The 12704-nt window shown below is 68.0% G+C and carries 11 protein-coding genes; 6 read left to right on the forward strand and 5 right to left on the reverse strand.

The genetic code is table 11. The annotated features are described in order from the left end of the window. The first annotated feature begins 65 nt into the window (after positions 1-65). The 6 genes from NTY77_01700 to NTY77_01725 are packed head-to-tail and all read left to right on the forward strand — an operon-like array spanning position 66 to position 6062. Entirely contained in the window at positions 66-707 is a 642-nt protein-coding gene (locus NTY77_01700; protein ID MCX5794194.1) for a ribonuclease HII, read from the forward strand. Then, positions 704-1054 (forward strand): YraN family protein, encoded by a 351-nt coding sequence (locus NTY77_01705; protein ID MCX5794195.1) that lies wholly within the window; start codon positions 704-706, stop codon positions 1052-1054. The genes NTY77_01700 and NTY77_01705 overlap by 4 nt, the downstream gene beginning before the upstream one ends. After that, on the forward strand, positions 1051-1443 hold the full coding sequence (locus NTY77_01710) for a hypothetical protein (protein ID MCX5794196.1): 393 nt from the start codon (positions 1051-1053) through the stop codon (positions 1441-1443). Before NTY77_01705 ends, NTY77_01710 begins: the two co-directional genes overlap by 4 nt. After that, positions 1440-3254 carry a glycogen/starch synthase gene (locus NTY77_01715; GenBank protein MCX5794197.1) on the forward strand — a complete coding sequence of 605 codons (1815 nt, stop codon included), beginning with the start codon at positions 1440-1442 and terminating at the stop codon, positions 3252-3254. The genes NTY77_01710 and NTY77_01715 overlap by 4 nt, the downstream gene beginning before the upstream one ends. After that, on the forward strand, positions 3251-4051 hold the full coding sequence (locus NTY77_01720; protein MCX5794198.1) for a DUF481 domain-containing protein: 801 nt from the start codon (positions 3251-3253) through the stop codon (positions 4049-4051). The genes NTY77_01715 and NTY77_01720 overlap by 4 nt, the downstream gene beginning before the upstream one ends. A 1-nt stretch (position 4052) precedes the next feature. Then, positions 4053-6062, forward strand: a complete 2010-nt coding sequence (locus NTY77_01725; GenBank protein ID MCX5794199.1) for an FIST C-terminal domain-containing protein — start codon at positions 4053-4055, stop codon at positions 6060-6062. 3 nt (positions 6063-6065) lie between these two features. Here NTY77_01725 and NTY77_01730 read toward each other — a convergent pair whose 3' ends face one another. The 5 genes from NTY77_01730 to NTY77_01750 form a co-directional block, all read right to left on the reverse strand. Next, positions 6066-6974, reverse strand: a complete 909-nt coding sequence (locus tag NTY77_01730) for a PhnD/SsuA/transferrin family substrate-binding protein (protein ID MCX5794200.1) — start codon at positions 6972-6974, stop codon at positions 6066-6068. 11 nt (positions 6975-6985) lie between these two features. Continuing rightward, complete coding sequence (locus NTY77_01735) at positions 6986-8956, reverse strand: alpha-1,4-glucan--maltose-1-phosphate maltosyltransferase (protein MCX5794201.1); 1971 nt, start codon at positions 8954-8956, stop codon at positions 6986-6988. Between the two features lie 148 nt (positions 8957-9104). Continuing rightward, entirely contained in the window at positions 9105-10964 is a 1860-nt protein-coding gene (gene treZ / locus NTY77_01740; protein ID MCX5794202.1) for a malto-oligosyltrehalose trehalohydrolase, read from the reverse strand. Beyond that, positions 10961-12160, reverse strand: coding sequence for a glycogen synthase (gene glgA, locus NTY77_01745; protein MCX5794203.1), 1200 nt, complete (start codon positions 12158-12160; stop codon positions 10961-10963). Before glgA ends, treZ begins: the two co-directional genes overlap by 4 nt. A gap of 69 nt (positions 12161-12229) precedes the next feature. After that, complete coding sequence (locus NTY77_01750) at positions 12230-12658, reverse strand: EamA family transporter (GenBank protein ID MCX5794204.1); 429 nt, start codon at positions 12656-12658, stop codon at positions 12230-12232. Between the last annotated feature and the right edge of the window lie 46 nt (positions 12659-12704).

A 12704-nucleotide genomic window follows, 5' to 3' on the forward strand; every position in this document is an offset into this window, starting at 1 on the left:
CACGGACGCCAAGCCGGGCAAGGCGGCCGCGGTCAAGGCCGGTTCCACGGCCAAGTAGTCCGACCGTGGCCGCTTGCGCGGGCCATCGGTTCGATGCCACCCTGCGCGCCTCTCGGCGCGCGGGGTGGCTTATTGGCGTCGATGAAGCCGGCCGGGGCCCCTGGGCCGGACCGGTCGTGGTCGCGGCGGTGCGCTTGGGCGCCAAGGTCCCCAGGGAGCTTCTGGCCGCGCGGGACTCCAAGCTGCTCTCCCCCTCCCGGCGCGAGACTCTCTCCCGCGCCATCCGAGCCCGCGCCGAGGCCGTTTCGGTGGCCTGGTCCCAGCCCCGCGAGATCGAGCGCAGCAACATCCTCGCCGCGACGCTCGGAGCGATGCGTCGGGCCGCGCTGAGAGCCGCCGCGAAGGTCCCGGCCGGCCGCTGCCTCGTGGTGGTGGACGGCAACCGCCCCATCCCGCACCTGCCCCTGGAGCAGGTCGCCGTCGTGGATGGCGACCGGCTGTCTCTGGCCGTCTCCTGCGCGAGCATCGTCGCCAAGGTGGTGCGCGACCGTTGGATGCGCAGGCTCGACCGCCGCTATCCCGGCTACGGCTTGGCGCGGCACAAGGGCTACGGCACGGCCGAGCATCGCGAGGCCTTGGCTCGGCTGGGGCCGGCGCGGGTCCACCGGTACACGTTCGCCCCCGTCCGCGAATCGCTCCCCGCATGAGCCGGGAGGCGGGCGCGCGGGCGGAACGCTTGGCCGAAGAGTTCCTCCGGGGACGCGGCATGCGCATCTTGGCGCGCAACTTTCGCACCCGTTTCGGGGAGATCGACCTGGTGGCCCAGGACGGTGAGACCGTGGTCTTCGTCGAGGTGCGCTCCCGGTCCAGCGACGCCTTCGGCTCGCCGCAGGAGACCGTGACCGCGGCCAAGCGCCGGCGCATCATCCGCACCGCGCAGGCCTACGCGCAGAGCCGCCGCCTCGACGCCCCCCTGCGCTTCGACGTGGTCGCGCTGTCTCCGCAAGGGACCCTCCACATCCCCGCCGCCTTCGACGCCACGGGGTACGCGTGACCATCCACGTCTACTACGAGCACAAGTGCGCGGGCTGCCAGGCCTTCTACATCCCGTACGCTCCGGGGGTGGCCTGCCCCAAGTGCGGCCGCCAGGAGGCGGAGGTCTTCGACTTCATCCCCCAGGCCGCGGCGTCCTTGCGCTTCAACCTGCAGAGCACCGGCAGCTACCTGCCCCCGGCCTGGTACGTGGGCTCGCTGGGAGACCATTGCCTGCGTCTGCTCTTCGCCGTCTTCGAGGCCTACCGCACCCGCCCGGTCCAAGGCGAGAGCTTCGCCGACTGCCTGGAGCGCAAGCTCGCGGCGCTGGAGTGGGGAGAGCAGTCCTACCTCCTCGGCCATGTGCGCGACATCGCCCTGAGGGTCCGCGCCGTCCTGGAGACGCCGTGAACTCCCTGCGCGTGGCTCTATGCGCCTGGGAGATCGGCCGGCTGAGGTCGGGCTTCGGCACCAAGGTCGGCGGCCTGGGCGGCGTGATGGAAGAGCTTCCGGCGGAGCTGGTCAAGGCCGCGGCCCGGCAGGGCCTGCGCCTCGAGATCGAGCTCCTCTCTCCTTGCTTCGCGCATTACGACCGGTCCCGGCTCAAGAAGCTCGCGCTGCGCCCGGCCGCGCGCATCGAGGGGACGTCCTTCGAGTTCGAGGTCTACGAGCACGTGTTCATGGAGCCGGGGGCCGTCCGGAGCCTCTATTTCTGGGACCCGGGCCAGCTGGGCTGGACCGGAGCCCGGGCCGTCTATCCCAACGATCCCTGGATGATGATGAAGCTCTGCGCCGCGGTCTCCCAGGCCATGGCCGGCTACATCCGGCAGGGGGATTTCCAGACCGTGCATCTGCACGACTCCCACGTGGGCCTGGTGCCCCTCTACCTGGGCGACGAGTACCTTAAGGACGTTCCGGTCCATCTTACCTTGCACAACGCCTCCCACCAGGGCGTCTGCCATATCCTGGGCGGCGGCTACGAGACGCTCGACCGCCTCGACCTGCCCGGGGCGAAGCTCTTCCACGAGTACTTCGACTACTTCGACGGCCTCAACGCCGCCAAGGCCTGCATGCTCAAGGTCCACAAGACCGGCGGCCGCGTCACCACCGTCAGCGGGGACCTCGACGGCACGTGGGGCTACGCCGCCGAACTGCGCGAGAGCTACGACTCGCTGCGGCGCCGCGCCTGGCGGCAGAAAGGGGCTCCCCCCGTCGACATCTTCCATCCCAACCGGGGCCTGGACCTCTTCGAGAAGATCCCGGTGGCGGGGATCACCAACGGCCTGGCCGCCAAGAACTGGCCGCAGCATATGCCCGAGTTGCGCTGCGCGCATCTGCGGGCCTTGCAGGAGAGGTCCCCGGCCCCGATCTTCTCCGACCCGGGGGTCCGGGCGGAGCTGCTCTCCCGGGACCACGATTTCGACGCGGACCGCCTGGAGCGCAAGCAGGAGCTTCGCCGCCTGCTCTACCGGGAGGCCTTCGGCCACGACATCTGGGGCTACCCCGCGCTCTTCTGCGCCGTGGGCCGGATGTCGGAGCAGAAGAACTTCCGCGCCATCGCGGCCGTCGTGGAGCGCACGCTCGACTTCGACCCGCAGTCACGCTTCGTGGTCCTGGCCTCGGCGGACGACGGCGAGAAGGGCGTGGAGAGCTGGTTCTTCTCCTTGGCCCGGCGCCATAAGGGGCGGGTCTACTTCAACAACACCTTCAATCAGCCCCTCTCCAAGCTCATCCTGGCCGGCTCGGACTTCGTGCTGATCCCCTCCCGCTTCGAGCCCTGCGGCTTGGTGGACTACGAGGCCGCGCTCCTGGGGACCTTGCCCGTCGTGCGCGCCGTCGGGGGGCTCACCAAGGTCCGGCATTGCGGCTATCTCTACGACTGGCTCGACGTCGGCGATTTTGACGGGGAGTGCAACGCCTTCTTCGGCTCCATCCAAGACGCCTTGCGCGTCTTCCGCCAGGACTATCCCGGGCATGTGCGGCGCATGCGCGCGGCCATGGCCACCGACGCCTCCTGGGACAGCTCCGCGGCCCGGTATGTCGAGCTGTACCGCTACGGCCTCTTGGCCAGGCGCTGGCGCCGCGGCCAGAGCATCGCCGGTTTCATGAAGGAGTTGGGCGAGGACCGGGGCTTGTTCCGCCGTTTCCTGGCCCCGGGCCGCGGCGAGTTCGCCGACCCGCGGGATTTGGCGCTCCGGCAGGCCTTGGACGGTGGCTCATGATCCGCAGAAGCAGATGTCTGTTCGCCGTGGCTTCAGCGCTCTTCGCGTTCGCCCTGGGCCCGGCGCCGAGCCGCGCCCAGAACTACGCGCGCACGGACGACCTGCGCACCCGGCCTCCCGAGCTCTGGTTCCCGTGGCAAGAATACGGCCTGGACCTGCGCGCGGGCGGAGGCTACCTCCAGGGCAACGTCCGGAGCAACAGCTTCTCGGGCGGCGCCGAGTTCACCGCGAAGCTGGCGCGGGACCACCAGGTCTTCCTCGAAGCGGCGGAGGATTACGCTAGGTTCGGCGACAACATCGTCCTGGACAAGACCAAGGGCTCCGTGCTCTACGCCTACTCCGTGCAGCCGCGGTGGAACCTCTTCGCCCTGAGCACGCAGGCCAGGAACAGGTTCCTGCAGGTCCGCTACCGGACCATGAACGGCGGGGGCGTCTGCTACCACAGCTTCCTGCCCGGCTTCGACCACATCCTGGCGAGCTACGCCGTGACGCCGGACTATGAGGCCTTCAACTCCGGCTTGATCCGCCAGACGGTCCGTTCCCAGGCGCGCCTCAATTTCGCCTTCCCGGTCTCTCCGTTCGCCAAGGTGGGTGCCGACTTCATCTACATGCCCTCTTTCTCCGAGTTCGCGAACTACGTGATCTATTCCGAGACGTACCTCCAGCTCAAGGTGACCAAGGACCGACTCTCCTTCAAGATCGCCTTCATCGACGAATATGATTCCCGGCCGTTCGCGGGCATACAGAAGAACGACCGGACTCTGAACTACAGCCTGCTGATGCATTTTGGGAGATAGCATGGATATCGGGATCGGCGTGAGCATGGACTCGGACTCGGCGCAGGCTGCGGCTGAGGCCGTGGCGCAGGCCAAGAAGACGGTGCCCAAGCCGGACCTGGCAGTCGCCTTCGGCTCCATCCATCTGGACCATCAGAAGCTGCACGGGGCGCTCTGCCAGGAGCTGGACGGCTCCATGCTCATGGGCGGGTCCTGCTACGCGCAGATGACCAACGCCGGGGTCTCAAAGGAAGGCTTGGCCGTCCTGCTGCTCTCGCTAGACGGGGCCCGCGTGCGGTTCTCGATGCAGGATATGGGCGCCGACCTGCGCGAGACGGGCCGAGCCTTGGCGCGCGGCCTGCCTGCGGCCCCCCCTTCGCCTTCCCCCTCGCGGCCGCTGGCCCTGGCTTTCGCGGGCATCACCACCGGCCGCGAGCACGAGATGCTCCTCGGCGTCAACGACGTCATCGGCCCGGCCCCTATCTTCGGAGGGCTCTGCTGCGGCGACTACGACCTGGGCATGAGCCATCCCGACTTCTGGACGAACTACCAGTACGCCGGAGCCCGGCTGACGAAGAAGACCGCCCGCTTGGCGCTTTTGGACCTGCCCCAGGAAGGGTTCCGCACGGCCTTCGGCTTCGCGCACGGCTGGCAGCCCGTGGGCCCCGCCGTGGAGCTGAGCAGCTGCGAAGACGGGAAGGTCTACGAGGTCGGCGGGGTCCCGGTCTTCGACTATTATCGCCAGTTCCTCGGGCGGGACCAATCGGACGCCTTCTTCGAGCTCATGGTCCAGCGCTACGGCTTCTCGGTGCTGGTGGAAGGCGACCGGCGCTCCCGGATCAAGCTGCCCGTGGCCTGCGATTTCAAGGAGGGCTGCATCTCTTATTTCCCGGTCGAGGACCTGCAGGGGCGCAAGGCCCAGCTTACGCTGGCCAGCCGCAATGGCCTGCTGGGCGGCGCCCGGGAATCGGCCGAGGGCTGCCTGCGGGCGCTGGGCGGGCAGCGCCCGGACCTGGTCTTCGTGGTCAGCTGCTGTTCCCGCAGCGCCATCCTGCACAGCCGCACCCAGAGGGAGCTCGAGGTCATCCAGTCCGTGTTCGGCCGGGACGTCCCGGTCTTCGGCTACTACTCGGGCGGCGAGTTCGGCCCCTGCCTCAACCGCTACGAGGATATCGTCGACCCCGCGCAGCCTCTGAGCGGTTCTCAGTATCACACGACCACGGTGTGCATCATGGCCTTGAAGGGCCCCCAGCCGGCGCGGGCCAGCATCCCGTCTCCGGCGGCGCTGAGCCGCGGCTCCGGCGATGAAGCCGCCGGCCTGCGCAGGCTCCTGGCGCAGAGCGAGGAGATCCACGACGACTCGGAGAAGTTCCTGGCCAACCTCAGCCGCAAGTCCTATCTGGACGGGGAGAGCCTGCGCCAGCAGAACGAGGTCATCCACCGCTACACCCCGCACCAGGTCTGGGCCAAGGTGGGCGCGAGCGTGGCGGCCGGGCAATACGAGCTGCCGGACTCGGAGTTCAACGGCTGCTTCCTGTTCATGGATGTCAAGGGCTTCACCTCCTACAGCGAGGAGCACGGCCCCTCCGAGGTGGTCGCGGCCTTGAACGGGATATTCAAACCCGCGACCGAGACCATCTATTCCTGCGGCGGGGACGTGGACAAGTTCATCGGGGACTGCATCTTCGCGGTATTCCCCACGCCGCAGGAGGCCCTGACCGCGGGGCGCAGGCTGCTGGAGCTCTTCAGCGGCCTCAAGGCCAAGGGCAGCCCCTTCACGGTGCGCATCGGCATCAACAGCGGCCGGGCCGTGCGCGCCAACGTGGGCTCGCCGGACCGGCGGGAGTACACCTTCATCGGCGACGCGGTCAACACGGCCCAGCGGCTGGAGTCGAACTGCACGCCGGGCAAGCTGCTGGTCTGCGAGGAGCTCTACAAGCTGGGGACCGCGAAGTTCTCGGCCGTCGAGCGCAGGGAGATCAAGGCCAAGGGCAAGAAGAACGCGGTCGTGGCCTACGAGCTGTCACTGTGAGATTCAGCGCAGGTCCATGTAGGGCTGGTTGAGGCGGCGGACCTCGGCGCCTTCCGGCACGATGTCGTAGACGGACTTCCCCGCCGCTTCCAGGATATCGTGGACGGAACGGTAGGCCTGCTCAGCGACGGGCCCGAATCCCGTGATGTCGGCCACGGCCAGAAGATCCTTCTCTCCCTCGGCGCTGCCGGCCAAGCCCTGGAGCGCCTTGAGGAGGGCGTCGCGCTTCTCCGGCCGCAGGCCTTTGCGCAAGACGAAGGGCTCGTTGGGCACGGTCCCGGTCATGGCCAGGACGCGCAGGTCCTTGCGTTTCAAGGCCCGGTGCCCGTAAGTGGCGATGGCCGCGACTTCCCCCCTGACCAAAGCCTCCATGGCCTTGTCATGGCTGCCCAGGAACTTGGCTTCGACCTGGACTCCCTCCTTGTGGAGGAACTGGGCGGGCAGCAAGAAGCCGCTGACCGAATAGGGGTCCACGAAGCCGAACTTCCCGCCGTCGAGGTCGGAGACCTTCTGAGCCGTGCTCTTGGCCATGACCAGGATGACCCCGTCGAACTGGGTCTCGCCCTTGCCGCGCAGGGCCTGCAGGCCGGCCGCTACGCCGTACTCCTCGCGGGCCAGGAGGAACTCCTCCAGGGTCAGGATGCCCGCGTCAGCCTTGCGCGTGCCCAACTGTTCGATGGCGTCCAGCGGCGAAGCTGCGACTCGCGCTTCCACCGACAGGCCGGAGGCGTCGGAGAGTCGTCCGGCGATGGCGCCCAGAGAGTCCATTGACGCCGGCGCGTGCGCGGGCGAGAGTAGCACCACCAAGGGATGCTGGGCCGTGCCTATGGACGATTCGCTGCGGCCGACGCATGCGGAAAGGCCCGCTGCCAGGGCGAGTGCGATGGAGAGCTGCTTCATGGTCTGTCGCATTTTATTTTTCCTCATAGGAAGTAGTCGAAGTCCCTTTCCGTCCTCACGTAGCGGCGCAGCTTGAAGACGTGCGCCGGCATCCCGTGCGGGTCGAGCTCCACGTAGTTGCGCGGCCCGCGCCAGAGATAATGCCGCTCGGCCAGCAGGTCGTGCATCTGATACGGCTTGTCCGCGGCCAGGCCGAACTCTCCCAGCGGCAGTTCCACCCAGCCCGCCTGCTTGTGGTTCGGGTCGAGGTTCACGATCACCAGGACCATGTTCTCGCCGGCCTGCTTCGTGTAGCAGATGATCTGCTCGTTGTCGCAGCGCAGGAAGCGCAGGCTCGAGTCGTTCTGCAGGGCCGGGTTCTCGCGCCGGATGCGGTTGACCCGCGCGATGTGGGCGCGCAGACTGTCCTTGCGCTCCAGAGGCCAGTGCTTGAGCTCGTATTTCTCCGAGTCCTTGTACTCCTCATGGCCGGGCTCGCGCGGGGTGCTTTCGCAGAGCTCGAAAGCCGGCCCGTAGATCCCGTAGCTCGCGCCCAAGGTCGCGGCCAGCACGTGCCGGACCAAAAAGGCCGGCTTGCCCCCGAACTGCAGGTACTCGGTCAGGATGTCCGGCGTGTTGGGCCAGAGGTTGGGCCGCAGGAATTCCTTGACCCCGGTATGGGTCAGCTCATGGAAATAGCTCTCCAACTCCCACTTCGAGTTGCGCCAGGGGAAGTAGTTGTAGGACTGCGAAAAGCCCGCCTTGGCCAGCCGCGCCATCACCTTGGGCCGGGTGAAGGCCTCGGCCAGGAAGATCAGTCCCGGGTCCTTGCGGCGCAGATCGTCGATGAGCCACTCCCACAGGCCGAAGGGCTTGGTGTGCGGGTTGTCCACCCGGAAGATGCGCACCCCCTGCGCCATCCAGAACTCGAAGATGCTCTTGGTCTCTTCCCAGAGCGGCTTGAAGTCCTTGCAGGTGAAGTCCAGCGGATAGATGTCCTCGTACTTCTTGGGCGGGTTCTCGGCGAAGCGCAGGCTGCCGTCCGGCCTGGCCTTGAACCACTCCGGGTGCGACTGGAGGTAAGGATGGTCCGGCGAGCACTGCAGAGCGATGTCCAAGGCGATCTCCAGGCCGTGGTCCTGGGCGGCTGATACCAGCTTGCGGAAGTCCTCCAGAGTTCCGAGCTCCGGGTGCACGGCCTTGTGGCCGCCGGTCTCATCGCCGATGGCCCAGGGGCTGCCCGGGTCGTTGGGGCCGGCCTTGAGCGCGTTGTCCTGGCCCTTGCGGTGCGTCTTGCCGATGGGGTGGATGGGCGGCAGGTAGAGCACGTCGAAGCCCAGCTCCGCGACATAGGGCAGGCGCGCGATGAGGTCCTTGAAGGTGCCGTGGACGCCGGGCTTGGGCGAAGCCGAGCGCGGGAAGAGCTCGTACCAGGCGCTGAAGCGCGCCTTGACGCGGTCGACGGAGACCGCGAGCTCCCGGCCGTGGCGCACGAACGTCTGCGGGTCGCCCCAGGCGCTGGCCAGGCCGGTGAGCTCTGGCGCGGCCAGCCGCGCCGCCTTCTCGCGCGGGTCGCCGCGCGTCTCCAGGTCCTTGGCCAGGTCCTTGAGCAGGCGCGCCTGCGCCTTTTGGCCCGCGGCCTCGGCCCGGCCCGCGGCCTCGGCCGCGAGCCCCGCTCCGACCGGCAGCTCCGGCCGCACGTCCTGGCCGGCTTCCAGCCGCTTCTTGAGGTCTCTCAGCCAAGTGAGGAAAGGCTCGATGCGGGCCTGGACCGTGTAGCGGTACTGGCCCAGCTCCGCGACCGTGAATTCGGCGCGCCAGCGGTCGTTGCCCAGGGGGCGCATGGGCACCTGCGTCCACTCCGCGTCGTCTTCGTTGCGGTAGAGCATGAAGCAGACCAGCTCGTCATGGCCGTCCGCGAAGACGTCGGCTTCCACGCAGACCGGCTCGCCCACGACCCGTTTGATGGGGAAGCGCCCGTCGTCGAGCTCGGGTCGGACCTTTTCGATGACCACGCGCTTGTCGGGCGCGGCCGAAGGCTTCTCCTTGGGCGCGGCCGGCGCGGCGGCTCGTTTGGGGCTGTCCTTGGCTGGCCCGGGCAGCCAGACCGCTGCCGCATCTGCGCCGTTCGTCGCTTTCTTATCCAAGGTCCCTCCTAGAATCCTAGCGCGCGCTCCTTCCATAGACCACCACGCAAAGGGGCGCCAAGCTCAGTTCCACCGAGCCGCCGGCCAGCCGCTCCACGGCCGGACTGCCGGGCCCCCCCCACTGGGGCTGGGCCGAGTCCAAGAGCTTGGCCCAGCCGCCTCCGGGAAGCTCCAGGCGCAGGCGGCCGGCGCTCTTGTTGAAATGCAGGACGAAGAACGCTTCCTCGGCGCCGGCTCGGCGCCGCACCGCCAAAGCCCGGGCCTCCTCATGGACCTCCACGTCGAGGTTCTGCCGGTCGCGCGGGGCCAAGGCCGGATGCTCCCGCCGCAGAGCGTAGAGGCGGCGATAGAAATCCTGGAGGAGCGCGTGGCGGCCTTTGCGGCGCAGGCCGCAGTCGAGCTTGCAGCGCGAGAAAGTGCCGGCCGCGTTCGGGTCCGGGGAGGTCCTGTCTGGCCAGGCGAAGGAGTCGAACATCCGGCCGCGTCCCTGCCGCACCGAGGCCGCCAGGCTGCGGTCGTGGTGGCTGGTGAAATAGAGGAAGGGCGCCGTCTCTCCGTATTCCTCGCCCATGAACAACAAGGGGAGGTAGGGCGAGAGGGCCACCGCCCCGGCCGCCAGCTTCAAGGCCTCGAAGTCCACCAGCGCGGAGAGCCGCTCGCCTTGGGGCCGGTTGCCGGCCTCGTCGTGGTCTTGGGCGTATACCACGAACCGGGAGGCGGGCAGGCCCTGCGCGCTGCGGCCGTGGCTGCGCCGCCTCCAGGATGAGTATTGGCCGACGTAGACGTAGGCCTCGCGATAGGCCCGGGCCAGGTCCTGGAGGCCCGAGAAGTCCGCGTAGTAGCCGGCGAGCTCGCCGGTCAGGGCGGTGTGCAGGGCATGGTGGAAATCCTTGTCCCACTGCGCGTCGCAGCCCCAGCCGCCCTGAGCGCCGGGCCGGACGACGCGTGGGTCGTTGAGGATGCTCTCGGCGATGATGTGCACCCGGCGGCCTTGGGCCGCGCCGAGCTCGTGGGCGGCCTGGCTGAGTTCCTCCACGAACGGCCGGGCCGAGAAGTCGCGCAGGGCGTGCACCGCGTCTAGGCGCAGGCCGTCGATGTGGAATTCGTCCAGCCAGCGCAGGGCGCTCTCGATGAAGAAGCGGCGCACCTCGTCGGAGTCGGCTCCGTCGAGGTTGACGGCCTCCCCCCACGGGGTCTTGCCGGTGAGATAGGGACCGAAGTCGCGCAGGGTGTTGCCCTCGGGACCAAGGTGGTTGTAGACCACGTCGAGCATGACCGCCAAGCCGCGCCGGTGCGCGGCGTCTACGAGGCGCTTGAGCCCGCGCGCTCCGCCATAGGAGTCCTGGACGGCGAAGGGGTAGACCCCATCGTAGCCCCAGTTGCGCTGTCCGGGGAACTGGGCCACGGGCATGAGGCAGAGGGTGGTCACGCCCAGCCCGGCGAGGGGCTCGAGCTGGGGGATGACGCCGGCGAAGGTCCCGGCGCGGGAGAAGGCCCCCACGTGGAGCTCGTAGATGACGGCGTGTTCCAAAGGCAGGCCTTTCCAACTCCGGTCGTGCCAGGCGAAGGCCGGGTCCATGACAGCCGATGGGCCGTGCACGCCGCTGGGCTGGCAGCGCGAGGCGGGGTCAGGCCTCTCCTTCTTGCCGTCGAGCCGATAGAGGTATTCCGTCCCGGGCTTGATGCCGGGCAGAGCGGCCCAATGATAGCCCGAGCCGTCGGTCTCCATGGGGACCAAGGCCATCCTGGGCGAGAGCAGGCGCAAAGCGACCTTGCGCGCCGACGGCGCCCAGACCAGGAACTCGCAGCACTCCGGCCCGAGGCAGCGGGCTCCGAGGCCGGCGGGCTTGGAGCGGGCCAGGACGGCTCCTCTCACACCAGGCTCCGGTAGAGCTGGAGGGTCTTGCGAGCGACCCCGGCCCAGCTGAACTGGGTCTCCACGCGGCGCCGGCCTTCGGCCGCGAAGCGCTTCTGCAGGGCCGGGCTGCGCAGGACCCGGTTGACGGCCGAGGCCAAGTCGCGCGAGAACTTGCGGGCGTCCTTGGGCTCGTAGGTCCCGTCCTGGCGCGGCGTGAAGGGCACCAGCAGGCCGGTCTTCCCCGGGACCACGACTTCCAATATGCCGCCGGTGGCCGAGGCCACGACCGGCGCGCCGCAGGCCATGGCTTCGACGTTGATGATGCCGAAGGGCTCATAGATCGAGGGGCAGCAGAAGACGGCGGCGTGGCTGTAGAGCTCGATGACGTCCGGCTTGGGGAGCATCTTCTGTATCCAGATGACGTCCTTGCGGACGCGGCGGATGCGCGCCACCGCGGCTTCCATCTCCGCGGCGATCGACTGGGTGTCCGGGGCTCCGGCGCACAGCACGATCTGGGCCGCAGGGTCGATATGGGGCAAAGCGTTGACCAAGTGGATGATGCCTTTCTGCCGGGTGATGCGGCCCACGAAGAGCGCGTAGGGCCGGCTCGGGTCGATGCCCCACTGCCTGCGGGCCCGCGTCGACAGGCTCGGACGGTATTCTTTGAGGTCGATGCCGTTGTGGATGACGTGCACCTTGGAGGCGGGGAGGTCGTAGCAGGAGAGGATGTCTTTCTTCATCCCGGCGGAGACGGCGATGAGCGCGTCCGCGGCCTCGACGGCATTGCGCTCGATCCAGCTGCTGAGGTCGTAGGCGTTGCCGAGCTGCTCGCGCTTCCAGGGGCGCAGGGGCTCCAAAGAGTGGGTGGTCATGACGAAAGGGATCTTGTGGAGAATCTTGGCGAAGAAGCCGCCGAGGTTGGTGTACCAGGTGTGGCAGTGGACGATGTCGGCGGTGTTGTTCTTGCAGAACTGGAGGTTGACGCTCAGCGCTTCCAAAGCCTTGCCGTAGCCCTTGTACGCGTCCTGGGACAGCTCCTTCCAGGCCTGATAGCCGGTGACCTGCAGGCGGGGCTTCTTGGAGCTCTGGTCGCCGAAGCAGCGGACCTCCACATCCATGAGCTTGGCGAGCTCGCGGGTGAGGTATTCGACGGCCACGCCGGCGCCGCCGTAGGTGTAGGGAGGGTATTCGTTGGTGTAGAAGACGACTTTCATGGCCCTATTGTAGTAAAAAGGGGTCAGACCCTCACAAACTTCACATCCGTTAGTGAAAGACTGATATCGCTAGAAGGCGAGCAGCCCGACGCCGGCGCAGATCAAGACCGTCCCGGTCAGCTTCACCCAGGAGAAGGTCTCCCCGAGGAAAGCCAGGGCCAGCAGGAAAGTGACCAGCGGGAAGGTGGAGCTCAAGGGCACCATGCGCAGCGCCTCGCCCGACGACAAGGCCTTGATGTAGCAGAAGACCCCGGTCAAGGTCAGCACCAGGCTCACCGTGATGAGAAGGAGCGGCAGCTTGCCCGCCGCGGACACGGCCGCGCGCGCCGGCAGCCAGCCCCAGAAGAAGAGCGCCAACGACAAGACCGCGTTGACGCCCATGCGCACCACGAAGGTCTCGTTGGCGCCCAGGTAGCGCAGGGTCAGCTTGTCGATGACGCCTGCGACGCCCCAGAGCAGCACGGTCAGGAAGATGAATGCCCCGGGTGTTTTGATCATCGCAGTTTCTGGCCGGACGCGGCCGGGATGTCCAATGTCAAGACCT

The sequence above is a fragment of the Elusimicrobiota bacterium genome (assembly GCA_026388095.1).
GTDB lineage: Bacteria > Elusimicrobiota > Elusimicrobia > UBA1565 > UBA9628 > UBA9628.

Coding starts and splice junctions, on each gene's coding strand:
- glgA (MCX5794203.1), bottom strand. CDS start 12,160: ATGAAAGTCGTCTTCTACACCAACGAATACCCTCCCTACACCTACGGC.
- NTY77_01720 (MCX5794198.1), top strand. CDS start 3,251: ATGATCCGCAGAAGCAGATGTCTGTTCGCCGTGGCTTCAGCGCTCTTC.
- NTY77_01705 (MCX5794195.1), top strand. CDS start 704: ATGAGCCGGGAGGCGGGCGCGCGGGCGGAACGCTTGGCCGAAGAGTTC.
- NTY77_01725 (MCX5794199.1), top strand. CDS start 4,053: ATGGATATCGGGATCGGCGTGAGCATGGACTCGGACTCGGCGCAGGCT.
- NTY77_01730 (MCX5794200.1), bottom strand. CDS start 6,974: ATGCGACAGACCATGAAGCAGCTCTCCATCGCACTCGCCCTGGCAGCG.
- NTY77_01750 (MCX5794204.1), bottom strand. CDS start 12,658: ATGATCAAAACACCCGGGGCATTCATCTTCCTGACCGTGCTGCTCTGG.